We start from the raw sequence: 22,282 nt of genomic DNA on the forward strand, positions 1-22,282 counted from the left end.
CCGTTGTACCGATCGGCTGCCGGGGGTCACCCAGCGGACGTCCCCCGGTGGGCGGTCGCCAGGTGGGAGCGCACGTGGATGAGGGACGGTTCCTCGTCCGCGGCCTGGGGGAGCGCCTTCAGGGCGAAGGACTCGACGACGCCGGGCCCGAACAGCACGCAGCAGGTCGAGCCGCCGAACTGGAAGTACCCGAGGTCGTCGCCCTTCGCCACGTGGACGCCCGGTTCGATGCCGTCGCCGATCACGCACGACGACACCTCGGACATCCCGATGAACACGACCGCGACGAGTCCGATGGCGGGGTCGTCGGCCTCGATCAGGATGATCACGCGCGTGGCGACGTGGGCCATGTAACCCTGTGACAGCGTCGGCTGCGCGGCGGCGGCCCCCTGGGCGTCCGCCTCGGCGTAGTACGTGCCCGGCTGCCGCCACGCGCGCACGATGCGCCCGCCGACCGGGCTGTGCCAGCGGTGGTACTCGATCGCGCTCAGGAAGGCCTGGAACACGGTGCCGTCGACGAACGCGTCGACCGACGGGTCACCGGCGAGCAATTCGTCGATCGAGTACGGTTCGGCCTTCGCCCAGAACTCGTCGCGGCGCTGGACCCGGCTCGCGATCCGGTACGGGGTCGCCTCGATCGGGCTGACGATCACGGCGTCGTCGTCCGGGTCGGCGACCGGGCGGGCACCCTCGCGGAGTCGACGGGTGAAGAAGTCGTTCCAGGACCGGAAGCCCCAGTGCTCGGCGTCCGGGTCGTGCTCGAACCGCTCCATGCCGACCTTCTGCTGCGCGCTCTCGCTCATCCACCCCGAGGGCGAGTCGTTCAGGACGTCGAGCGATGCCGGGCTCGACAGGTACTCGCACCACTCGTCGAGGATGCCGCGCAGCGCCTCGTTCACCCGCGGGTCGCGGTAGAAGGCAAATCCCGCGGGCGTCGCCTTCGTCCAGTCCAGCACGCCGTCGAGCGGGGTCATGACCATCTGCTCGTCGCTGTACTCCGGAGCGGTGCGGATCACCTCGTCGACGAGCAGGATCAGCTCGTCCAGGCTCTCGACGTGGCGGTCGGAGTACTCGCGGTTCGCGGGCACCTGCTCGACCATCTGGTTCGCCTGCATGCGCAGCAGTGGGTCCGACTCGATCAGGTCGCGGAAGGCCGCGACCGAGGGGCGCAGCGGGCGATCGGGGTCACGGCTCCCGGCGCGTTCACGGTGGCCGTGGAGCCACGCCTCGAGCTGACCCTGATCGTCGGGGAGCCACCCTGCTCGGCGGCGGACGTCCTGTTGCTTCTCACCAGTCACGCCCCGGGACGCTACTCAGCAGGGTCCTCGCGCCGTCCCAGCGTGCGCGCGCTGCGGCCGAGCGGAACCGGCCGCCGCGGACGAGGGGAGCAGCGGCCGCTCGGAGCGATGTGGATCGGATGGGGCGTGGTCATCGTCCCCGTCACGGCGTTCCGACGTGCTCGGCGTGGTCGGGTGTGATCCCGATCAACCGTGCGTCCGCGTCGACCACCGTGGCGTGGCCGACTGGTACAGCACGACGTTCCCGTCGGACTGGACCACCAGCCGCATCCCGGTCCCGTGGAACCGGCTCGTGCCCGACGCCCACAGCGGCTTCCCGGCCGCGTCCGTCACGACCAGGTTGCCGTCCGCCTGCAGGGTGACCCGGGAACCGCGGTGCCCGGAGGTGTGCGACGACCAGGCCGCCGCCCCGCTGATGTACTCGACGAGGTTGCCGTCGGCCTGCAGCACGAACTGCCGCTTGCCGCCCCGGTCCCACAGGGACTGGCCCGCGGTGAGGGTGCTCGTCGGGGTCATCGTGTCCGCTCCCGGTGCGCCGTCGTGCCACCGGACCGTCGACCCGGTGCGGACCTGGGCGTCGCCGCGGTCGGTGATGACGACGGTGTTCGTCGATCCGGTGTGACTCGTCCTGGTCGCCCAGAGCGCCGTGCCGCTGCGGTCGTACACGACGAGGTTGCCGTCCGGCTGCAGTCGGAGCGTCGACCCGGCGTGCCCGGACGTGCCGGACGCCCAGAGTGCCCGGCCGTTGCCGTACTCCACGAGGTTCCCGTCGGTCTGCATGTCGAGGCGGAACTGCTTCGACGGGGAGTGCACGGAGGTCCCGCCGGGCAACGAGACGGTGCCGGCGGTGATCGTCGTGCCGTCGGCGGAGACCCCTCCCGTCGGTGTCAGGGCAGGAGGGGGAGTGGGTGCCGCGACGGGCGTCGGCGTGGGTGTCGGCGTTGCGACCGGCGTGGGTGCGGGCGTCGGCGTTGCGACCGGCGTGGGCGTGGGGGTCGGTGTCGGTGTCGGTGTCGGCGTCGGTGCCCCCGCGGCCACCGGGCAGTCCGACGCCACCGGGAGCACCCCCGACAACGCCGTCCAGTTCGGACTCCCGAGCCCGGTCACCAGGTCGTAGCCCGGACCGGCAGCGTCCGTCCCGTTGTCGCCCGACAGGATGTCCCGGAACGCCTCGGGGTGCGCGTACAGCGCGGCGTGCACGTCGCCGATCCCGGAGGTGCACCCCCGCGCCGCGAGCGTCGTCGCCAGCTCGGCCGCGAGCACCGGGGTCGCCAGGCTGGTCCCGCCGCCCAGGACCCATCCGCCGAGTGTCGTGGAGGTGATCCCGATGCCCGTGTTCGGGTCCGCGATCGCCGCGACGTCCGGAACCAGCCGCCCGCTCCCGGGCATGCCCGTCGCCGCCTGGTACGCGGGCCGAGCGGCCGCCGACGTGCCACCGCCCGACGAGCCGAGCGAGTTGCCCCAGGCGGTCTCGGTCACCGCGGAGCCGTCCTGCTGCAAGGAGGTCCCGCCGACCCCGACGACTGCCGGTGAGGACGCCGGGTAGCTGACGCTCGTGGTCCCGTCGCACGTCGTCCCGGTGTCCCCGGACGACGCGAACATCGTCGCTCCCGCTGCGACGATCCGGTCGACACCGTCCTCGAGCACCGCGCGCACCTGGTCGGGCAACGTCGATTCGCACGTGCCCCACGACGTACTGACGGCGGTGATCCGGCGCGCGGCGACGTCGGCGGCGATGCGCGTGTAGGCGTCGTACATCCCCTGGACCGTCGAGGGGACGAAGTAGATCCGCTGTGCGGCCGCCGGCGCGAGGGCGAGGAGCGTCTCCTGGTCGAGCGCGACCTCGACGTCGCCGTGCGTCGCATCCGTCGCGGTCGCGGACGCGCCGTCGATCGGCACCTCGGTCACCGACGGCAGGGCCAGGCCGGCGGCGTCGGCGTAGGTCGACAGGTCGGAGGATTCCCACCCGGAGAACTGCACCGTGGCGATCGTCGCGCCGGCGCCGGCGGTCGGGTCGGCCGGGACGGAGTACGCCGAGGCGAGGTCGCTCACCGGACGCCCGGGCACGACACGGGGCGTCACGACGGGCCGTCGGTCGAGGCCGAGCACCGTCGAGACCGCGCCGTCGAACGCGGCGGGCATGACGGGTTGGGCCGTGGGGTGCATCGAGTCGCCGGTGCCGACGACCTGCACGCCGAACAGGGACTCGGCGGCTCCCACGGTGCCCGTCGCGGTGAGGTCCCATCCGTGCACCCGGTCCACGCTGAAGCCGGCAGCGGACAGTGCGTCGCGGACGGTCTGTCGACGGTTCGGTTCCGGGGCGGTCCGCCCGACGCGGGCTCCGCGGTCGCTGCTGCTCCCGGTGGTGGTCGTCGTCGCGATCCGCCGCAGGGTGGACCGGTCCCGGGGCGTCAGGACCACCGTGAGCGTCACGGGGGTGGTCGCGGGCGTCCGGGGGAGTGCCGAAGCCGTGCCCCCCGGCACGATGGTCCCGGGCGCCGAGGACCCGGGACCGCCCGAGGCCGGGCCGCCGTCGGACGGCACCACCCGCTGCAGGCGCGCGGTGGCGACCGTGTGGGCCTGCGCGGAACCGGGCACGGCGAGCACCGGCACGGCGACGACGGGCACCCCGACGACGGCCACGGCGACGGCGACCGTCAGGACGCGGGCGTGCACGGACCACGAGGCGGAGCGGGGGGAGGTCACCCGCCCGACCCTAGGAGCCGTGCCGACGGCGGGCCACGCCCAGACCAGGGGGTCTCCGCGCCCAGCGGACGAACGGCGACCCCGACCCGCCGCCCCCTACTGCCCCAGCCCGAACCGCGTCGTGACCCCCGGCGAGTACAGCACCGAGTCCGGCGGCAGCTCCGTGAGCGCGAACGGCAGCCCGGCCGTGCGGATCAGGTCGTCGTGCAACACGTCGAGCGTCGCCCGGTACAGCGGCCACGGCTCGTGTTCGTTCGGCCAGAAGCGGGTCTGCCCGAGACGCCGCACGTGCATGCCCCACCGTGCCGTCAGGAAGGTCTCCAGCGTGCTCGGTTCCGCGACCGGTTCCCCGACGGTCACGTCGAGCCGGGAACGCACGTGGGTCCCGTGCCGCCGCATCGCGTACGCCACCCTGCCGTCGTGCTTCCGCCGTTCGGCGACAGCCCAGCGGTACGGCAGGCCCGTGGCGACCCGTGCGGCGAGGGTGGGTGCGAGCTTCCCGGCGTCGAGCGACAGGAACACGACCCCGCGCCGCCCCTGCTCGTCGACGGAGTAGACGCGGACGTTCAGTTCGACGAAGTCGCCCACGGACCCGACGGACACCGGCGGGAACCGGGTGTCCTCGAAGCTGAACGCGATGAGGCCGACCCAGGTGGTGACCCCGTCGTCGGTCCCGTCCGGGCCGAGCGTGTCCGGGCGCACCCCGGACGGCAGCAGCGGTGCAACCGCGGACGCGTCGACGCGCCAGTGCACGAAGACCACGTCCCGCCACGCCTGCTCGATCCACGGTCGTCCGGTCAGGCCGGGGGCCACGGGCTGGAGGGCCGGGGGGACGCCCGGCAGGTCGGTCGCGGTCATCGTGTGGTCTCCTCCGGTGCGATGTGGCCCGCCACCGGCGCGTCGTCCCACCCCTGCTGCGGGGTGTCGCAGGTGCCACGGAACACGTACTGGGACGGCCGCTTCCGCTCGCTCGACGTCCAGTCGATCGCGGGGCGTCGGCGCTCGGGCGGCAGGTAGCCGATCCGGTAGACGGCCATCAACTCGAGCGAGTCGGGGACGTGCAGCAGGCCCTCGATCTGCTCCCACGCGCCCGGCGTCTCCATCGGGAACGAGACGAACTGGATGCCGAGCCCGAGTTCGGTCGTGGCGAGCCAGATGTTCTCCATGGCCGCGCCCATGCTGAACACCGAGTAGAAGCCGGACAGCTCCTCCTTCCGGTACTCGTGCCGGTCGAGCATCACGCCGAGCAGCAGCGGCGACCCGGCGACGAGCTTCCGGTTCTCCTCGCCGAGCGTGTGCGGCACCCGGAGCGTGTTCATCAGCAGTTGCCCGCGCTTCGTGAACACCTGCTTCGTGAACGGCTTGAGCGGCCCGGGGAGCTTGTCGAACAGCATCCCGTCGCGCCGGGTGTCCATCTCGGCCTGCGAGAACCGGAAGTACGGCTTGTACCGCTCGAAGAACGTGCCCTCGGCCATGGTCCTGGTCATGGAGCTGCCGCTGATCTCGGCGACGCGGTCGATCGTGGCACGTTCCTCGATCAGCACGAACCGCCACGGCTGGCTGTTCAGCTGCGACGGTGCCCGTCCCGCGAGCTCCATGAGCAGCCGCTGGTGTTCCTCGGACACGGGGTCGGGCAGGAACGGGCCGTTGGTGGTGCGGCGACGTCGGATGGCTTCGAAGAGCTCCACTGCAGTCCTCTTTGTTCGTGATCGCGGTCAGCGGCGGCTGAGCAGCGCCCCCAGGTAGGACGGTGCGGCGGCGACCGCGACTCTCCAGTGTGCTCCGGCGTGCGGGTCCGTGCGGGGGACGACGACCAGCGGCACGAGGGCGGGCAGCAGGAACAGCGCCGAGCGATCGCGGGTCCACACCGGGGTGGTGGCGGCGATGCCGGTCAGGGTGGCGGTGACGACGAAGAGGCCGTGGTGGACGACCCGGAGCTTCTTCGTCCGGATCAGGCGCACGGCCACGGCCGTGCCCCACAGGCAGTTGGTCGCGTAGGCGACGCTGGCGGCGGTGACCAGACGGCGGGCCGTCACGGACCGCCCTGGAGGCGCGCCGCGCCTCCCGTCTGCCGTCTTCCGTCCCATGCGTGGGACGCTACGCGGTCTCGCGACTGACCAGCTTGGAGAGCACGATCGCCGATCGTGTGTGGTCCACCTGCGGCGCCAACCGGACCTTGTCGAGCGCTTCCTCGAGTGCGGACAGGTCCTTCGAGCGCATGTGCACGACGGCGTCCGCGCTCCCGGTGACGGTCCCCGCGTCGATGACCTCGGGCACGGTCTCGAGCAGCGAGCGGAGTTCCTCGGGGGAGACGGTCCCGCGGCAGTAGAGCTCCACCCAGGCCTCGGTCCCACGGTCCTCGACCGCGGGGTCGACCTTGATCGTGAAGCCCTGGATGACCCCGTCGCCGACGAGCCGGTCGACCCGACGCTTCACGGCCGAGGCCGAGAGTCCGACCACCGACCCGATGTCGCCGTAGCCGGCACGGGCGTTGTCCCGGAGCTGGTCCAGGATGCGGTGATCGAGCGAATCCATTGCCCCAACCCTACGCGCGCTTCTTGCGAGGCAGGTGCGCCGGACGCAGGATTCGTGCGCCACCACAACGGGGGTCCGCCTGATCGCCCCCGACTCCTGCACCGGGAGGACGGTTCGTGCCAGACTGCCGACTGGCGTCGACCTGGTCCGCTACGACGAGTGAGCCTGCATCTCGTCGGAGCTCTTCTCCCAGTGGTGGTTCCTGGCAGGCTCGGGCCCCGGTCCCCCAGGAGGACTGATGTCGAACACCGCACCCGAATCCCTCGCCACCCCGGAACGTGTTGCCACCAAGCGGACGATCCTCATGTGCAAGCCCACCCACTACACGGTGAGCTACCGGATCAACCCGTGGATGCACCCGGAGGAGCCCACCGACACCTCGAAGGCCGTCGCGCAGTGGCAGTCGCTCGTCGACGTGTACGAGCAGCTCGGCTTCGACATCTCGTACATCGAGCCCATCGAGGGCCTGCCGGACATGGTCTACGCGGCCAACGGTGGCTTCGTGCTCGACGGCGTCGCGTACGGCGCGAAGTTCCAGTACCCGGAGCGTCAGCCCGAGGGTCCGGCCTACATGGACTGGTTCCGGAGCGCCGGCCTGACCGTCGCCGACCCGGAGGAGACCAACGAGGGCGAGGGCGACTTCCTGCTCATCGGCGACACGATCTACGCCGGCACCGGGTTCCGCTCCGACAGCACCTCGCACGAGGAACTCGCCCGCATCTACGGCCGCGAGGTCGTCACGCTCAAGCTCATCAACCCGAGCTTCTACCACCTGGACACCGCGATCGCCGTGCTCGACCCCGAGCCCGCCGTCGACGGCACCAGCAACATCGCGTACCTCGAGAGCGCCTTCGACGAGCCGTCGCTGGCGATCCTGCGCGAGCGCTTCCCGGACGCGATCATCGCGACGGAAGAGGACGCCGCGATCCTCGGCCTCAACTCGTACTCCGACGGCTACAACGTCGTGATCGCCGCCCGCGCGACGACCTTCGCCGAGCAGCTCAAGGAGAAGGGCTACAACCCGATCGGCGTCGACTTGTCCGAGCTCCTGCTCGGCGGTGGCGGCGTCAAGTGCTGCACGCTCGACCTGCACCCGGTCGGCACCGGCACGTCCGTCGCCCGCTCGCACGGGATCGCGTGATGACGGCGTCGCTCGGTTCCCGGACCGCGGCGGCGCTCGCCGTCGAGGACCGTGCCCTCGCGCACAACTACAGCCCGCTGCCGGTGGTCATCGCCTCCGGTGACGGTGCCTGGGTGACCGACGTCGACGGCAAGCGCTACCTGGACGGACTCGCGGCGTACTCGGCCGTGAACTTCGGCCACGGCAACGCCCGACTGGTGGACGCGGCCAAGGCGCAGCTCGACCGCGTCACGCTGACGTCGCGTGCGTTCGTGAACGACCAGCTCGGTCCGTTCGCCGGGGCGCTCGCCGAACTCACCGGCACCGACATGGTCCTGCCGATGAACACCGGCGCCGAGGCGGTCGAGTCCGCGATCAAGGTCTCGCGTGCCTGGGGCTACCGGGTCAAGGGCGTCCCGGCGGGGCAGGCGACGATCATCGTGGCGTCCGGGAACTTCCACGGCCGCACGACGACGATCATCTCGTTCTCGGACGACCCCGACGGGAAGAACGACTTCGGGCCGTACACGCCGGGCTTCCGGACCGTTCCCTACGGTGACGCGGCCGCCCTGCGCGAGGCGATGGACGAGACCGTCGTCGCCGTCCTGCTCGAGCCGATCCAGGGCGAGGGCGGCGTGGTCATCCCGCCGGCGTCCTACCTGCCTGCGGTGCGCGAGATCTGCGACGAGTTCGGCGCGCTGTTCGTCGCCGACGAGATCCAGTCCGGCCTCGGGCGCACGGGGCACACGCTCGCGGTGTCGCGGGTCGGGGTCCGGCCGGACCTGATCACCCTCGGCAAGGCGCTCGGCGGCGGCATCGTCCCGGTGTCCGCGGTCGTCGGGTCGCGCGACGTCCTGGGCGTCCTCCGCCCGGGCGAGCACGGCTCGACCTTCGGTGGGAACCCGCTCGCGGCCGCCGTCGGGGCCGAGGTCGTGGCGATGCTCGGCGAGGGCACGTTCCAGCAGCGTGCGCTCGACGGGGAACCGCTCCTGCGCTCGCTGCTCGACGACCTGGTCGGCTCGGGCGTGGTGTCGCACCGCGTCGCCGGACTCTGGGCCGGGATCGACATCGACCCCGCGCTCGGCACGGGGAAGGCGATCTCGAAGGACCTCGCCGACCGCGGGGTCCTCGTGAAGGACACGCACGGGTCCACGATCCGGTTCGCGCCGCCGCTCGTCGTGACCGACGACGAGCTGCGCCTGGCGATCGGCACGCTCGCCGAGGTGCTCGCCGCGCGCTGACACGGGACCGACCGTCGGACGGGAGGCGCGGGGCGGAACCGCACCGCGCCTCCCGTCCGCCCTGGCCTACGACGGGCTGAAGCGCTCCGCCAGCTCGTCCATCAGCGCGTCGAGGTGCTCGTCCACGACCTGCCGCGACGGATCCGCGTCGAACCACGCGACGATCTCACGCGCACCCTGCCGGATCGTGGTGGTCTGCGTGAACCCGGGCACGAGCGTCTTGATCTTCGTGTTGTCGAAGACCGAGGTGTTCGCCTTGTCGCCGATCAACCCGGCGCCCCATTCCGGGTCGGCCGCTGCGATCACGTCCGCGGGCACGTGCACGATCCGCAGGTCGTCGACCCCGGCCGCAGCAGCGAACTCGTGGGCGATCCGGTCCCACGAGGGAGCCTCGTCGCCGGTGATGTGGAACGCCTCGCCGATGGCCTCCGCCTGGTCGAGCAGTCCGACGAACCCGACCGCGAAGTCCCGGGCGTGCGTGATGGTCCACAGCGAGCTGCCGTCGCCCGTGATCACGATCGGCTTGCCCGCGCGCATCCGGCCGAGCACCGTCCACCCGCCCGAGAACGGCACGAGCGTCTCGTCGTAGGTGTGCGACGGACGCACGATGGTCATCGGGAAGTCGTCCTCCCGGTACGCCTTCACGAGCAGGTCCTCGCACGCGATCTTGTCCCGCGAGTACTGCCAGTACGGGTTCTTCAGCGGCGTCGACTCGGTGATCGGCAGCCGCGTCGCGGGCGTCTGGTACGCCGAGGCCGACGAGATGAACACGTACTGGTTGGTCCTGCCGGTGAACACGTCGATGTCCCGCTGGACCTGGTCCGGCGTGAACGCCACGAAGTCGATGACGACGTCCCATCGCTGGTCGCCAATCGCCGCCTCGAGCGCGTCGCGGTCCGCGACGTCGGCCTGGAGGCGCGTCACGGCATCCGGGATCGCCCGCTTGTCCGTCGTGCCCCGGTTGAGCACCGTCACGTCGAAGCCCTGGTCGACGGCTTCGCGGACACAGGACGTGCTGATGATCCCGCTCCCGCCGATGAATAACACGCTCGGACTGGCCATGGGTACTCCCTCGTTCCCGGCGGCGCACGCGCGCACCGCACTGCCCTCGATCCTGCACCTCAGGCGCTGGGCCGCGCATCCAGCACGGCCGGCAGGTTCGTCACCTCGCTCGCCCACGCCGCAGCGACCGGACTCACCCAGCCTGTAGACTCGTGTGCGAAGACCCCGGAACGATCCCTGGCCACGGCCAAATCGCCGGGGTTCCGTCGTTTCACGGCCCTTCGGCAGGAGGGGACTACCGTCACGGGTCGAGCCGCATCGGAGCGGCCACGACAGGAGTGACACGCACATGGAGTACCGCTACCTCGGCAACTCGGGCCTCAAGGTCTCCGAGATCACCTACGGCAACTGGCTGACCCACGCCTCCCAGGTCGAGAACGACGCGGCCATCGCCTGCGTCCGCGCCGCGCTCGACGTCGGCATCTCGACGTTCGACACCGCCGACGTCTACGCGAACACCGGCGCCGAGACGGTCCTCGGTGAGGCCCTCAAGGGCGAGCGCCGCCAGTCGCTCGAGATCGCCACGAAGGTCTTCGGACCGACCGGCCCGAAGGGGCACAACGACACCGGGCTGTCCCGGAAGCACATCCTCGAGTCCATCGACGGGTCGCTCGGTCGTCTGCAGACCGACTACGTCGACCTGTACCAGGCGCACCGGTTCGACCACGAGACCCCGCTCGAGGAGACGATGCAGGCGTTCGCCGACGTCGTCCGCCAGGGCAAGGTCCTGTACGTCGGCGTGTCCGAGTGGACCGCCGACCAGCTCCGTGCGGGTGCGGCACTCGCGAAGGAGCTCGGCTTCCAGCTCATCTCGAACCAGCCGCAGTACTCCGCGCTGTGGCGTGTCATCGAGGCCGAGGTCGTCCCGGCGTCGGAGGAGCTCGGCATCTCGCAGATCGTCTGGTCTCCGATCGCCCAGGGTGTCCTGACCGGCAAGTACCAGCCGGGTCAGCCGTTGCCGGAGGGCTCGCGCGCCACCGACGACAAGGGCGGCGCGAAGATGATCCAGCGCTTCATGAACGACGAGGTCCTGACCGCGGTGCAGGCGCTCAAGCCGATCGCCGACGAGCTCAGCCTGTCGATGGCCCAGCTCGCCGTCGCGTGGGTGCTGCAGAACGAGAACGTGGCGTCCGCGATCATCGGGGCCTCGCGTCCGGAGCAGGTGCAGGACAACGCCGGCGCGGCCGGTGTCTCGATCCCCGCCGAGCTGATGTCACGGATCGACGACGCCCTCGGCTCGGTCGTCGAGCGCGACTCCGCGAAGACGAACGACAGCAGCCCGAAGACCCGCGAGGCCTAGACCCGCGCGACGCCCCCGGGGGACGTCGGCGGGGTATCGCGCCACGAAACCGACGTCGAACCAGCCCGCGCGGCTGGTTCGACGTCGGGAACGTGGTTCGACGCCGTGGCGGACGTGGCGGACGTGGCGGACGTGGCGGACGTGGCGGACGTGGCGGACGTGGCCGACGCCGACGCCGGGCCGACGCCGTGGCCGCCGACGCGGCGTCCGATGGGCGCTGACGGCCCCGCCGTATGCCCCCGGGACCAGAAAAGGCCCCCTGCCGAAGCAGGGGGCCTTTCACCGGTGGCTGGACACGGCATCGATCCGTGGACCTTTCGATTTTCAGTCGAACGCTCTACCAACTGAGCTATCCAGCCGTGGCGACCCTGACGGGACTTGAACCCGCGACCTCCGCCGTGACAGGGCGGCACGCTAACCAGCTGCGCTACAGGGCCATATTTTGTTGTCTGGTGTTGCTCTGCTTGCTTGCTCACTCCGAAGAGTGACCCCAACGGGATTCGAACCCGTGCTGCCGCCGTGAAAGGGCGGTGTCCTAGGCCACTAAACGATAGGGCCGCAAGCGGTGCAGTGCGCTACCGATGGACAAGCATACGGATGCTCTGCGGGTTTCACAAATCGGGCCCGTCCACCGCGCCAAGTCCGGCGTGTCGCGGGTGCCGGCCGCGTCCAGCACCGCTTCACTCACGGTGGAGCAGAAGGCTCTGATTCGTGCTGTCGATGACCGGATGCGACCATCGTCGTCGTCTCCCGCCCCTCACAAGGGGGTGTCGGGGGTGCGACACCTGTTGTTACTGTTGCGCTTGTTAACAGTGTTACGTGCGTGAGCCATGCCGCGCTGTTACGAAATCGAGATACATGATGCCCTCCTCTTCGCTGTCACTCCGCTCCCGCCGCCGCGTCATCGCCGCCGCGGTCGCCGTCGTGCTCTCCGTGAGCGCTCTCGCGGCTGTGACGCCGAGCGGGGCCGCGCACGCCGAGAGCTACCCGAGCTGGTCGGACGTCCAGCAGGCAAAGGCCTCGGCGTCGGCCCAGCAGGCGAAGGTCACCGAGATCCAGGCCCTGATCGCGGACCTCCAGACCAAGGCCGTCGCGGCACAGAAGGCGGCGGAGGCGGCCGGCGCTGCGTACCAGACGGCGCAGACCAAGTACGACGAAGCGACGCTCACGCAGCAGACCCTGCAGGCGCAGGCGGACACCGCGAAGAAGACCGCCGCCCAGTCCGAGGCGCAGGCCGGCCAGCTCGCCGCGCAGCTCGGTCGTGCCAGTGCGAACAACGTGACCACCGACCTCCTGACGCACCCGAGCGGCTCCGGGGACCTGCTGTACGAACTCGGCGCGATGTCGAAGCTCAGCGAGCAGGCGGACGGCATCTACTCGCAGGCGTCGCAGGACCGGGGCATCGCCCAGGGTCTCGCCGACAAGGCCGACCTGGCGAAGAAGGCCCTCGGGTCGCTCGCCGCCGCAGCACAGCAGAAGATGCAGCTGGCGCAGGACTCGGCCGTCGCGGCACAGTCCGCGGTGACGGCGCAGAACGACAACCAGGCCCGGCTCGAAGCCCAGCTCACGCTCCTCACGTCGAACGCGAAGGACGTCGAGTCCAAGTACAACAAGGGCGTCCAGGTCGAGAAGGCGCGGCAGGCCGCGATCGCCGCCGCCGCGGCCAGGGCCGCCGCGAAGGCCGCCGCCACGACCCAGGGCGGCTCCGGTGGCGGTGCCCCGAACTCCTCCGGGTGGGTCCGGCCGGCCGGTGGCTACCAGACGAGCCCCTTCGGCTACCGCATCGACCCGTACACGCACGCCCACGCGCTGCACGCCGGCGTCGACCTCGCTCCGGCCTGCTACGCGCCGATCTACGCGGCGCACGACGGCACGGTGACCTTCGCGGCGAACGGCGGCGGCTACGGCAACGAGGTCGTGCTCGACAACGGCGGCGGGATCTCCACCGCGTACGGGCACGTCGTCGACGGCGGCATCCTCGTGTCCGTCGGCCAGCACGTCTCCGCCGGGCAGCAGATCGCGAAGATCGGGTCGACCGGCTGGTCGACCGGATGCCACCTCCACTTCGAGACCCGGATCAACGGCGCCGCCGTCGATCCCGTCCCCTTCATGGCAGCGCGGGGGATCTCGGTATGAGTTCAAGCGCCGTCGAGAGGCCCTGACCACGTCATGAAGCAGTCTGCTCGCACCCTCACCTGCGGAACCGCGCTCGTCGCCGTCCTGGGCATCGGCCTCTCGGTCGCGATCGCCATGCCGGCGCAAGCGTCCCCCGCGGCGCCGAGCTGGAACGACGTCCGCGCGGCGAAGTCGCACGCGGCCGATGCGCAGCAGACCGTCGACGAACTCACCAAGCGGCTCGGCACGCTGCAGGACAGCGCCGACGCGGCCGCGATCGCCGAGCAGCAGGCCGGACAGACGTACTCACTCGCCGCGTCGCAGCAGCAGGAGGCGCAGGCGACCCTCGACGACCTCACCGCGCAGGCGAAGCGCGCCAAGACCCGGGCCCGCGCATCGGCCCAGCAGGTCGCCGGTCTGGTCGTCGAACTCTCCCGCACCGGCGGCGGTGACCTGTCGACGACGATGCTCATCGACGCGAAGAGCTCCAAGGACCTGCTCTACCGGGTCGGCACGATGTCGCACCTGTCCGAGCGCTCCGCGACCGTCCTCGCCCGGGCCCAGAACGACCAGAACACGGTGGACTCGATCACCGCGCAGCAGTCCGCGGCGACGAAGGCGCTGACGAAGGCGACGGACCAGACGAAGTCCGCGCTCGACCACGCGAACGGCATCGCCGCCGACGCGCAAGCCCGCGTCCAGCAGGAGCAGGCCCAGCAGGACCAGGTGCTGCAGCAGCTCGCGTTCCTCAAGGGCACGAGCGTCGCCACGGAGAGCGCCTACTGGAGCGCGCAGCGTGCCAAGCAGGTGGAGGCGCAGCTCGCGGCCCAGGCAGCGAGCGGCAGCGGCGCGAGCAGCACCGGTGGGAGCGGCAGCGGCGGGAGCGGCAGCCACTCCGGCACGTCGACCGCGCCGAGCGGGAGCACCAAGCCGAGCGGCAACGGCTCGGGCAGCAACACGCCCAGCACCCCGAACCAGCCCGTCACGCCGAACCAGCCCGTCACCCCGAACCAGCCCAGCACGCCGAACCAGCCCGTCACCCCGGCCAAGCCGAGCACGCCGAGCGTCCCGTCCCGACCGGCACCCCCTGCCCCGTCGAAGCCGGCACCGCCGGCACCGACGCCGCCCGCTCCCACGGCACCGAGCACCCCGTCCGTCGCGGCCGGCGCCATCGCGTTCGCCCGCGCCCAGATCGGTGACGCCTACGTCTTCGGCGGTGCTGGCCCGAACCAGTGGGACTGCTCCGGCCTCGTGATGATGGCCTACGGATCGCAGGGGATCGCCACCGGCGGTCACAACGTGGTGTGGCAGTACGAGCACTTCCAGTCGATCGGGCGGCTCGTCCCGCTGTCGCAGCGCCAGCCCGGCGACATCCTGTTCTACTCGTCGAACGGCGCGGCCAGTGGTGGCTACCACGACTCCATCTACACCGGCGGCGGGATGATGGTCGAGGCTGCGAACCCCCAGCGCGGCGTGCTCGAACGGGCGATCTGGACCCCGAGCCAGCTCCTGCCGTACGTCGCTCGTCCGAGCGGCTCGCTGTAGTCCCGAACACCTCGGTACGACAACGGCCACCCCAGTACGACAACGGCCGTCCCCAGTACGACAACGGCGCCCGCCCTCCGTCAGGAGTGCGGGCGCCGTTCGCGGCAGTGTCAGCGTCAGTGCCCAGCAGGCACGTACGCAGCCTGGCCGGCCGTGACGATGGCCTCGGCCTCGGCGGCGTCGCCCCAGCCCTCGGCCTTGACCCACTTGTTCGGCTCGAGGTCCTTGTAGCGCTCGAAGAAGTGCGCGATCTCGGCCTTCGTCTGCTCGTCGACGTCCGAGATGTCCTGGATGTGGGTCCAGCGGGGGTCCTTCGCGGGGACGACGAGGACCTTCGCGTCGACGCCGGCCTCGTCGCTCATCTTGAACACGCCGACGGGACGGACCTTGACGCCCACGCCCGGGAAGGTCGGGTACTCGAGCAGCAGCAGCGCGTCCACGGGGTCACCGTCGTCGGCCAGCGTGTTCTCGAAGAACCCGTAGTCGGTCGGGTAGACGAACGACGTGAACAGCACGCGGTCGAGGTAGACGCGACCGGTCTCGTGGTCCACCTCGTACTTGTTGCGGCTGCCCTTGGGGATCTCGACGACGACGTCGTACGCGGCCATGTCTGCACTCCTGGTTGGTCGATCGGGCTGTCGGGGATTCCGAGAGCGCGGCTAACGTTACCGGGTGAACTCTCCGCGTCCCCGGCTGGATCCCGCCGTCGCCGAGACCCGACGATCGGTCCGCGACCTGCTCGCCCGCGCGCTCCTGGAGGGCGTGCTCGCCGAGGGCGACCTCGTCCTCGTGGCGCTGAGCGGCGGGCCCGATTCGCTCGCGCTCGCGGCCGCGACCGCCTTCGAGGCGCCGAAGGGCGGCCTGCGGGCCGGCGCGGTGGTCGTCGACCACGCTCTCCAGGCGGGCTCCGAGGCGGTGGCGACCCGTGCCTCCCGGCAGGCCGCCGAACTCGGACTCGCACCGGTGACGGTCCGTCGGGTCGCCGTCGGTTCCGACGGTGGTCCGGAAGGCGCCGCACGGGAGGCCCGGCACGCGTCGATCGCGCTCGTCGCGTCCGACACGGGGTCACCCCTGGTGCTGTTCGGGCACACCCTGGACGACCAGGCCGAGACGGTCCTGCTCGGGCTGCTCCGGGGGAGCGGACCGGACAGCCTGTCCGGGATGTCCCCCCTGGTGCGACGGTCGGCGGGTCCCGCGTACGGGCGGCCGTTCCTCGGCGTCCGGCGGCACACGACCCGCCAGGCGTGCGTCGCCGCGGGGATCGCCCCGTGGCACGACCCGCAGAACGACGACCCGGCGTACGCCAGGGTGCGCGTGCGCCACACGCTGCTGCCGGTGCTCGAACGCGAGCTCGGGGTCGGCGTCCCCGAAGCGCTCGCGCGGACGGCCGACCAGCTGCGCGAGGACTCGGCGGCACTCGACCACTTCGCCGAGGAACTGGCCGAGGACGTCGCCGAGCACTCCGAGGCCGGCATCTCCCTGTCCGTCCCCGCGCTCGCGGCGAACCCGCCCGCGCTCCGGCAGCGGCTCGTGCGCCTGGCCGTCGAGAGCGAGTTCGGTGTGACACTGTCCCGCGTGCAGACGCTCGAGGTGTGCCGGCTCGTCACGGACTGGAGCGGGCAGGGGCCCATCGACCTGCCGGGTGTCCGGGCATCGCGGGACGGCGACCGGGTGGCGTTCACCGCGGCGTCCTGACGGTTACCCTGGACCGGTGGAACTCTCCGACGTCCAGGCCGACCTGTCCGAAGTGCTCTTCACCCCCGAGCAGATCGACGACAAGCTCGCCGAACTCGCCGCGGCGGTCGACGCCGACTACGCGGGCCGCGACCCCTTGCTCGTCGGTGTCCTGAAGGGTGCCGTCATGGTCATGGCGGACTTCTCCCGGCACCTGAAGATGCAGGCGCGGATGGACTGGATGGCGGTGTCGTCGTACGGCTCGGGCACGAAGTCGTCCGGTGTGGTGCGGATCCTGAAGGACCTCGACACCGACCTGCACGGGCGTGACGTGCTCATCGTCGAGGACATCATCGACTCCGGTCTGACCCTGTCGTGGTTGAAGCAGAACCTGGCGTCCCGGGGGGCGGCGAGCGTCGAGATCGTCGCGCTCCTGCGCAAGCCGGAAGCCGCCAAGGTCGAGGTCGACGTCCGCTACGTCGGCTTCGACATCCCGGACGCCTTCGTGGTGGGGTACGGCCTCGACTACGACGAGCGCTACCGGAACCTGCGCGGCGTGGGCGTCCTGGCCCCGCACGTCTACTCGTAGGGCGCTCGGCCGGCGCGGGACGGACGCGGAGTTCGCCCGCAGAGGACACCCATTCTCGCCACAGAATCGCGGCCGTATGCTGATCAGCACGCAACTTCGGCAGAGAAAGGTGTCGGGCTCCCTGCCCGGATCACATGGACTTCAAGCGCATCCTCCGCGGGCCGTACCTCTACGTGCTCATCGCGCTGGTGGGGATCTTCGTCGGGTGGCAGTTCATCGCCGCCACCGGCACCCAGCAGATCAGCACCCAGAAGGGCCTCGAGCAGCTCCGGGACGACAAGGTCTCCGCGGTCGTGGTCAACTCCACCGAGCAGCGCGTCGACCTCACCCTGAAGGACGGCAACGCCCACGAGCAGTTCTACTACGCGACGCCGCGTGGTGAAGAGGTCGTCAAGGCCGTCAGCGACGCCAAGCTGCCCGACGGGTGGAACGACACCGTCCAGCAGTCGAACTGGTTCCTGTCGCTCCTCGGCATCATCCTGCCGTTCCTGATCATCGGTGGCCTGTTCTGGTTCCTGATGTCGAGCGCCCAGGGCGGCGGCTCGAAGGTCATGCAGTTCGGCAAGTCCCGCGCGAAGATGAACAACAAGGAGAACCCGCAGGTCTCCTTCACGGACGTCGCCGGCGCTGACGAGGCGATCGAGGAGCTCCAGGAGATCAAGGAGTTCCTGAAGGAGCCGGCGAAGTTCCAGGCCGTCGGCGCCAAGATCCCGAAGGGCGTGTTGCTGTACGGCCCTCCCGGAACCGGCAAGACCCTGCTCGCACGCGCCGTGGCCGGCGAAGCGGGAGTGCCGTTCTACTCGATCTCCGGTTCGGACTTCGTCGAGATGTTCGTCGGTGTCGGTGCGAGCCGCGTCCGTGACCTCTTCGAGCAGGCCAAGGCGAACTCGCCGGCCATCGTGTTCATCGACGAGATCGACGCCGTCGGTCGGCACCGCGGCGCCGGCATCGGTGGCGGCAACGACGAGCGCGAGCAAACGCTCAACCAGCTCCTCGTCGAGATGGACGGCTTCGACGGCAAGACGAACGTCATCCTCATCGCGGCGACCAACCGCCCCGACGTGCTCGACCCCGCACTGCTCCGCCCGGGCCGCTTCGACCGCCAGATCGGCGTCGACGCGCCGGGCCTGCAGGGCCGCAAGCAGATCCTCGAGGTGCACGCGAAGGGCAAGCCGCTCGCCGCGAGCGTCGACCTCGAGCTCCTCGCCCGGAAGACCCCCGGGTTCACCGGTGCCGACCTGGCGAACGTGCTGAACGAGGCCGCGCTCCTGACGGCCCGCTCGAACGCGCAGCTCATCGACAACCGTGCCCTGGACGAAGCAGTCGACCGCGTGATGGCCGGCCCGCAGCGTCGTACGCGCATCATGTCCGACCAGGAACGCCTGATCACGGCCTACCACGAGGGCGGCCACGCCCTGGCGGCGGCAGCGATGCGGCACACGGACCCCGTCACGAAGATCACGATCCTTCCGCGTGGCCGTGCCCTCGGGTACACGATGGTGCTCCCGCTCGAGGACAAGTACTCCGTCACCCGCAACGAGCTGCTCGACCAGCTCGCGTACGCCATGGGTGGTCGCGTGGCCGAGGAGATCGTCTTCCACGACCCGACCACGGGCGCGTCGAACGACATCGAGAAGGCCACGGGCACCGCGCGCAAGATGGTGACCGAGTACGGCATGAGCCAGGCCGTCGGTTCCGTGAAGCTCGGCTCCGGGTCCACCGAGCCGTTCGTCGGTCGCGACATGAGCGGTGGCACTGGACGCGACTACTCGGAGAACATCGCCGAGACGGTCGACGCCGAGACCCGCGCCCTGCTCGAGGCCGCGCACGACGAGGCCTACCAGGTGCTCAACGCGAACCGCGACATCCTGGACCGCCTGGCCGGAGAGCTGCTCGAGAAGGAGACGCTGGACGCTCCCGAGCTCGTCGAGATCTTCAAGGACGTCCGGAAGCTGCCCGAGCGCCCGCAGTGGCTCTCGAGCGACAAGCGGCCCGTGTCGAACCTCCCCGCGATCGAGGTCCCCGGCAAGGCGGCCTCCACCGCGGCGGACGCCAGCGATGCCGAGTCGCCGTCGAAGACCCGGCGCCGTCCGTTCGGCAACCCGGGTATCGCCCCCGCGTAGGCCGGCATGACGGACCTGCCGACGAGACGATCACGTCGGCTCGCCGAGGTGAGCCGCGCACGAGAAGAAGCCTCGCAGCCGGCGACGGTCGCGATCGACCTCCGAGCACCCGCCCCGGTGCCGGAGATCGTGACCGGCCGTCGTCGAGACCGCTCCACGGCGGACCGGACGCGGGTGATGGGGATCCTCAACGTCACCCCCGACTCGTTCAGTGACGGTGGGCTGCACCACGCGTACGACGCCGCGGTGCAGCACGCTCGCGACCTGGTGGCCGCCGGCGCCGACCTGGTCGACGTCGGTGGTGAATCGACACGACCGGGTGCCGAGCGCGTCCCGGTGCCCGTCGAGCAGGAACGTGTCCTGCCGGTCGTGCAGCAGCTCGTCGCCGAGGGCATCCCGGTCAGCGTCGACACGATGAACGCCTCGACCGCCGAACGCGCGGTGGAGTTCGGCGCCGCGATCGTCAACGACGTCTCCGGCGGCCTGGCGGACCCGGACATGGCGCGTGTGATCGCGTCGACGGGCGCCGGCTTCGTCGTGATGCACTGGCGCGGCCACAGCGACCGGATGTTCCGGAACGCCGAGTACCGGCACGCGGTGGAAGAAGTGCGGCGCGAGGTCGAACTCCGCGTCGCCGAGCTCATCGTCCTCGGCGTCCGGCAGGAGCAGGTCGTCATCGACCCGGGCCTCGGGTTCGCCAAGCACGGGGTGCAGAACTGGGAGATCCTCGCCGGGTACGAGCGCTTCGCCTCGATCGGCCTGCCGGTCCTGGTGGCCGCGTCCCGCAAACGGTTCCTCGACGGTGTCGGCAGCCCTGCCGGCGCCCCACCGGCGGAGCGCGACCTCGCGACCGCCGCCATCAGCCTGCTCGCCGCCGAACGCGGTGCGTGGGGCGTCCGCGTGCACGACCCGGCTCCCACCCGGGCCGTGCTGGACGTCTGGGATGCCTGGAGGGCAGCTCGATCGTGAACGACACCATCCGCCTCACCGGGGTCCGCGCGCGCGGTCACCACGGCGTCTTCGACCACGAGCGCGCCGACGGCCAGGACTTCGTCGTCGACCTCGCCGTCGAGGTCGATGCCCGCAAGTCCTCGGGCACCGACGACCTCGACGACACCGTGCACTACGGCGTGCTGGCCGAGCAGGTCGTCGCCGAGATCGAACGCGACCCCGTGGACCTCATCGAGACGCTCGCGGAACGCATCGCCGCAGCCGTCCTGACGCACCGGGCGGCGCTCGCGACCGAGGTCACGGTGCACAAGCCGCAGGCCCCGATCACCGTCCCGTTCACCGACGTCTCGATCACCATCCGTCGGTCCCGCGGCGGCACGGTCGCCTCCGACGAGGAAGAAGAGTGAGCCGCGCCGTCGTCGCCCTCGGCGCGAACCTCGGGGACCGGGGGAGCACGCTCCGCCAGGCGGCTGCCGCGATCGCCGAACTGCCGGGGGTCCGCCCCGTGGCGTCCAGCCACGAGGTCGAATCGGTCGCGGTCACGCTGGACGGGCGGGACACCACGAAGCCGCGGTACCGGAACGCCGTGGTCATCGTCGACACCGAGCTGACCGGCCCGGAACTCCTCGACGCCCTGCACGGCATCGAGGACGCCCACGGCCGCACGCGCGAGGTCCGCTGGGGCGACCGGACGCTCGACCTCGACATCGTGGCCATCGACGACGACCGGTTCGACTCCGAGGCCCTGACGGTCCCGCACCCGCGCGCCGGCGAGCGGGCGTTCGTGCTCGCGCCGTGGCTCGACGCCGACCCGGACGCCGTGCTGCCCGGTGCCGGACCGGTGGCCGACCTACTGGCCGCGGTCGGGGACGACACCGAGCGCGTCGACGAGCCGCGCCTGTTCGCGGAGCTGGGCGGTGCCTCCAGGCCGGAGCAGCCGGAGCAGCCGGAGCAGCCGGAGCAGCCGGGGCCGCAGGTGCAGTCGTGAAGCCGACCAGGGCCTCCACCCTGATCAGCATCATCGTGGTCGCCGCGGTGGGCGCCTTCGCGCTCGACGCCGTGCTCGCCTCGCGCGGCGCTCCGACGCTGCTGCTCTCGGTGCCGCTGGGACTGACCCTCGCGTTCATCGGGGTCGCCGTCGTGCTGATGGCCCGCCCCGTCCGCCGTCACGCTCGCGACGGTTCCGGCCGGACGCGCCGCGTCGACCCGCTCTACGCCACGCGGGTGGTCGTGCTCGCTAAAGCGTCGAGCATCGCGGGTTCGCTGTTCGGCGGCTTCGCCGTCGGACTGGTCGCGTACCTCCTGTCCCGAGCGGTGGTGCCTTCGCTAGGCTCGACCCTGCCGAACGCCGTGGCGATCGGGGGTGGTCTCGTGCTGACCGTGTGCGCGCTCGTCGCCGAGCGGATGTGCATCGCACCTCCGGACGACGACGACCAGGACGACCCCCGGAACCCTCCGACGCCGGCGAACTGACCGCAGACCGCAGGAGGCCACCGATGCCGCTCGACCGACTCGACGAGCCGGACCTCCGTCTGCACGGCGTCACCTGGACCCGGGTGTCGGCGAAGCTGGTCTGGACCGAACTCGTCACGACCGTCGTCATCGGGGTCGTCGTCACCGCCGGATGCGTCCTGCTCGCATCCGTCACCGGTGGCTTCAGCAGGCCGAGCGGCGTGGTCTGGAGCCTCATCGCGATCGCGGTCGGCATCACGGCGCTCGTCACCGCCATCCTGACGCCCCGCCGGGTCCGCGCGATCGGGTACGCCCTCCGCGACGACGACCTCGTGCTCCGCCGTGGCCTGATGTGGCAGCGCTTCACCGCCGTGCCCTACGGCCGGATGCAGCTCGTCGACGTCAACCGCGGTCCCCTCGACCGACTGCTCGGGTTGAGCGAGCTGAAGTTCGTGACGGCCGCGGCCTCGACGAACGTCCGGATCCCGGGGATCCCGGCGGCACACGCCGACGACCTGCGCGACCGACTCGTCGAACTCGCCGAGTCCCGGCGCGCCGGGCTCTAGGGCTC

The 22,282-nt window shown here is 71.1% G+C and carries 21 protein-coding genes and 3 tRNA genes; 13 read left to right on the forward strand and 11 right to left on the reverse strand.

Annotated features, from left to right (window positions below):
• Positions 1-26: 26 nt before the first annotated feature.
• The 6 genes from J7E22_RS07295 to J7E22_RS07320 all read right to left on the reverse strand — a co-directional run bounded on the left by J7E22_RS07295 (position 27) and on the right by J7E22_RS07320 (position 6,539).
• On the reverse strand, positions 27-1,298 hold the full coding sequence (locus tag J7E22_RS07295; protein WP_214980260.1) for a phosphatidylserine decarboxylase family protein: 1,272 nt from the start codon (positions 1,296-1,298) through the stop codon (positions 27-29).
• A 186-nt stretch (positions 1,299-1,484) separates the two neighbouring features.
• Positions 1,485-4,004 (reverse strand): protease pro-enzyme activation domain-containing protein, encoded by a 2,520-nt coding sequence (locus J7E22_RS07300; RefSeq protein WP_214980262.1) that lies wholly within the window; start codon positions 4,002-4,004, stop codon positions 1,485-1,487.
• A gap of 96 nt (positions 4,005-4,100) precedes the next feature.
• On the reverse strand, positions 4,101-4,862 hold the full coding sequence (locus J7E22_RS07305) for a YqjF family protein (protein WP_214980264.1): 762 nt from the start codon (positions 4,860-4,862) through the stop codon (positions 4,101-4,103).
• Entirely contained in the window at positions 4,859-5,692 is an 834-nt protein-coding gene (locus J7E22_RS07310; RefSeq protein ID WP_214980266.1) for a nitroreductase family protein, read from the reverse strand. Before J7E22_RS07310 ends, J7E22_RS07305 begins: the two co-directional genes overlap by 4 nt.
• Before the next feature lie 27 nt (positions 5,693-5,719).
• Entirely contained in the window at positions 5,720-6,091 is a 372-nt protein-coding gene (locus J7E22_RS07315) for a hypothetical protein (protein ID WP_214980268.1), read from the reverse strand.
• A 10-nt stretch (positions 6,092-6,101) separates the two neighbouring features.
• Positions 6,102-6,539 (reverse strand): Lrp/AsnC family transcriptional regulator, encoded by a 438-nt coding sequence (locus J7E22_RS07320; RefSeq protein ID WP_214980270.1) that lies wholly within the window; start codon positions 6,537-6,539, stop codon positions 6,102-6,104.
• 238 nt (positions 6,540-6,777) lie between these two features.
• Between J7E22_RS07320 and ddaH the strand changes: the two genes are divergently transcribed.
• Together ddaH and rocD are read left to right on the forward strand one after the other, a co-directional pair.
• Positions 6,778-7,680, forward strand: coding sequence for a dimethylargininase (gene ddaH / locus J7E22_RS07325; RefSeq protein WP_214980272.1), 903 nt, complete (start codon positions 6,778-6,780; stop codon positions 7,678-7,680).
• The gene (gene rocD, locus J7E22_RS07330; protein ID WP_214980274.1) at positions 7,680-8,900 is read left to right on the forward strand and encodes an ornithine--oxo-acid transaminase; all 1,221 of its coding nucleotides are present in this window, start codon (positions 7,680-7,682) and stop codon (positions 8,898-8,900) included. The genes ddaH and rocD overlap by 1 nt, the downstream gene beginning before the upstream one ends.
• A gap of 66 nt (positions 8,901-8,966) precedes the next feature.
• Here the strand turns inward: rocD and J7E22_RS07335 are convergent, their stop codons facing one another.
• Entirely contained in the window at positions 8,967-9,962 is a 996-nt protein-coding gene (locus J7E22_RS07335) for an SDR family oxidoreductase (protein ID WP_214980275.1), read from the reverse strand.
• A 289-nt stretch (positions 9,963-10,251) separates the two neighbouring features.
• On the opposite strand from J7E22_RS07335, the gene J7E22_RS07340 reads away from it, so the two are divergent.
• A complete protein-coding gene (locus tag J7E22_RS07340) occupies positions 10,252-11,262 on the forward strand; it encodes an aldo/keto reductase family protein (RefSeq protein WP_214980277.1) in 1,011 nt (336 codons plus the stop codon).
• Positions 11,263-11,548: 286 nt separating this feature from the next.
• Here J7E22_RS07340 and J7E22_RS07345 read toward each other — a convergent pair.
• From J7E22_RS07345 to J7E22_RS07355, 3 genes are all read right to left on the reverse strand, one after another.
• Positions 11,549-11,621, reverse strand: a tRNA-Phe gene (locus J7E22_RS07345).
• 1 nt (position 11,622) lies between these two features.
• Positions 11,623-11,699 (reverse strand) — tRNA-Asp (locus J7E22_RS07350).
• A 48-nt stretch (positions 11,700-11,747) separates the two neighbouring features.
• A tRNA-Glu gene (locus J7E22_RS07355) sits at positions 11,748-11,820 on the reverse strand.
• Between the two features lie 300 nt (positions 11,821-12,120).
• On the opposite strand from J7E22_RS07355, the gene J7E22_RS07360 reads away from it, so the two are divergent.
• Both J7E22_RS07360 and J7E22_RS07365 read left to right on the forward strand, forming a co-directional pair.
• On the forward strand, positions 12,121-13,398 hold the full coding sequence (locus tag J7E22_RS07360) for a M23 family metallopeptidase (protein ID WP_214980279.1): 1,278 nt from the start codon (positions 12,121-12,123) through the stop codon (positions 13,396-13,398).
• A 33-nt stretch (positions 13,399-13,431) separates the two neighbouring features.
• Positions 13,432-14,922 (forward strand): NlpC/P60 family protein, encoded by a 1,491-nt coding sequence (locus tag J7E22_RS07365; protein WP_214980281.1) that lies wholly within the window; start codon positions 13,432-13,434, stop codon positions 14,920-14,922.
• A 116-nt stretch (positions 14,923-15,038) separates the two neighbouring features.
• On the opposite strand, the gene J7E22_RS07370 is transcribed toward J7E22_RS07365, so the two are convergent.
• Entirely contained in the window at positions 15,039-15,530 is a 492-nt protein-coding gene (locus J7E22_RS07370; protein WP_214980283.1) for an inorganic diphosphatase, read from the reverse strand.
• Between the two features lie 64 nt (positions 15,531-15,594).
• On the opposite strand from J7E22_RS07370, the gene tilS reads away from it, so the two are divergent.
• The 8 genes from tilS to J7E22_RS07410 all read left to right on the forward strand — a co-directional run bounded on the left by tilS (position 15,595) and on the right by J7E22_RS07410 (position 22,277).
• A complete protein-coding gene (tilS, locus tag J7E22_RS07375; protein WP_214980285.1) occupies positions 15,595-16,617 on the forward strand; it encodes a tRNA lysidine(34) synthetase TilS in 1,023 nt (340 codons plus the stop codon).
• A 16-nt stretch (positions 16,618-16,633) separates the two neighbouring features.
• A complete protein-coding gene (gene hpt, locus J7E22_RS07380; RefSeq protein ID WP_214980287.1) occupies positions 16,634-17,185 on the forward strand; it encodes a hypoxanthine phosphoribosyltransferase in 552 nt (183 codons plus the stop codon).
• A gap of 134 nt (positions 17,186-17,319) precedes the next feature.
• On the forward strand, positions 17,320-19,308 hold the full coding sequence (ftsH, locus tag J7E22_RS07385) for an ATP-dependent zinc metalloprotease FtsH (protein ID WP_214980289.1): 1,989 nt from the start codon (positions 17,320-17,322) through the stop codon (positions 19,306-19,308).
• Between the two features lie 6 nt (positions 19,309-19,314).
• Positions 19,315-20,277 carry a dihydropteroate synthase gene (gene folP, locus J7E22_RS07390; RefSeq protein WP_214980291.1) on the forward strand — a complete coding sequence of 321 codons (963 nt, stop codon included), beginning with the start codon at positions 19,315-19,317 and terminating at the stop codon, positions 20,275-20,277.
• Positions 20,274-20,666 carry a dihydroneopterin aldolase gene (gene folB, locus J7E22_RS07395; RefSeq protein WP_214980292.1) on the forward strand — a complete coding sequence of 131 codons (393 nt, stop codon included), beginning with the start codon at positions 20,274-20,276 and terminating at the stop codon, positions 20,664-20,666. The genes folP and folB overlap by 4 nt, the downstream gene beginning before the upstream one ends.
• On the forward strand, positions 20,663-21,247 hold the full coding sequence (folK, locus tag J7E22_RS07400; RefSeq protein WP_214980293.1) for a 2-amino-4-hydroxy-6-hydroxymethyldihydropteridine diphosphokinase: 585 nt from the start codon (positions 20,663-20,665) through the stop codon (positions 21,245-21,247). The genes folB and folK overlap by 4 nt, the downstream gene beginning before the upstream one ends.
• Positions 21,244-21,732, forward strand: coding sequence for a DUF3180 domain-containing protein (locus J7E22_RS07405; RefSeq protein ID WP_214980294.1), 489 nt, complete (start codon positions 21,244-21,246; stop codon positions 21,730-21,732). Before folK ends, J7E22_RS07405 begins: the two co-directional genes overlap by 4 nt.
• 23 nt (positions 21,733-21,755) lie before the next feature.
• The gene (locus J7E22_RS07410) at positions 21,756-22,277 is read left to right on the forward strand and encodes a PH domain-containing protein (protein ID WP_214980295.1); all 522 of its coding nucleotides are present in this window, start codon (positions 21,756-21,758) and stop codon (positions 22,275-22,277) included.
• The last annotated feature ends 5 nt before the right edge of the window (positions 22,278-22,282 follow it).

This window comes from Curtobacterium sp. ISL-83, assembly GCF_018613895.1.
GTDB lineage: Bacteria > Actinomycetota > Actinomycetes > Actinomycetales > Microbacteriaceae > Curtobacterium.

Bases quoted from the DNA above. Each gene is read 5' to 3' on its own strand.
- J7E22_RS07305 (WP_214980264.1), bottom strand. From the start codon at position 4,862: ATGACCGCGACCGACCTGCCGGGCGTCCCCCCGGCCCTCCAGCCCGTG.
- rocD (WP_214980274.1), top strand. From the start codon at position 7,680: ATGACGGCGTCGCTCGGTTCCCGGACCGCGGCGGCGCTCGCCGTCGAG.
- J7E22_RS07410 (WP_214980295.1), top strand. From the start codon at position 21,756: ATGCCGCTCGACCGACTCGACGAGCCGGACCTCCGTCTGCACGGCGTC.
- J7E22_RS07320 (WP_214980270.1), bottom strand. From the start codon at position 6,539: ATGGATTCGCTCGATCACCGCATCCTGGACCAGCTCCGGGACAACGCC.
- J7E22_RS07335 (WP_214980275.1), bottom strand. From the start codon at position 9,962: ATGGCCAGTCCGAGCGTGTTATTCATCGGCGGGAGCGGGATCATCAGC.
- J7E22_RS07315 (WP_214980268.1), bottom strand. From the start codon at position 6,091: ATGGGACGGAAGACGGCAGACGGGAGGCGCGGCGCGCCTCCAGGGCGG.
- ddaH (WP_214980272.1), top strand. From the start codon at position 6,778: ATGTCGAACACCGCACCCGAATCCCTCGCCACCCCGGAACGTGTTGCC.
- J7E22_RS07370 (WP_214980283.1), bottom strand. From the start codon at position 15,530: ATGGCCGCGTACGACGTCGTCGTCGAGATCCCCAAGGGCAGCCGCAAC.
- J7E22_RS07365 (WP_214980281.1), top strand. From the start codon at position 13,432: ATGAAGCAGTCTGCTCGCACCCTCACCTGCGGAACCGCGCTCGTCGCC.
- folP (WP_214980291.1), top strand. From the start codon at position 19,315: ATGACGGACCTGCCGACGAGACGATCACGTCGGCTCGCCGAGGTGAGC.
- ftsH (WP_214980289.1), top strand. From the start codon at position 17,320: ATGGACTTCAAGCGCATCCTCCGCGGGCCGTACCTCTACGTGCTCATC.
- J7E22_RS07360 (WP_214980279.1), top strand. From the start codon at position 12,121: ATGATGCCCTCCTCTTCGCTGTCACTCCGCTCCCGCCGCCGCGTCATC.
- J7E22_RS07340 (WP_214980277.1), top strand. From the start codon at position 10,252: ATGGAGTACCGCTACCTCGGCAACTCGGGCCTCAAGGTCTCCGAGATC.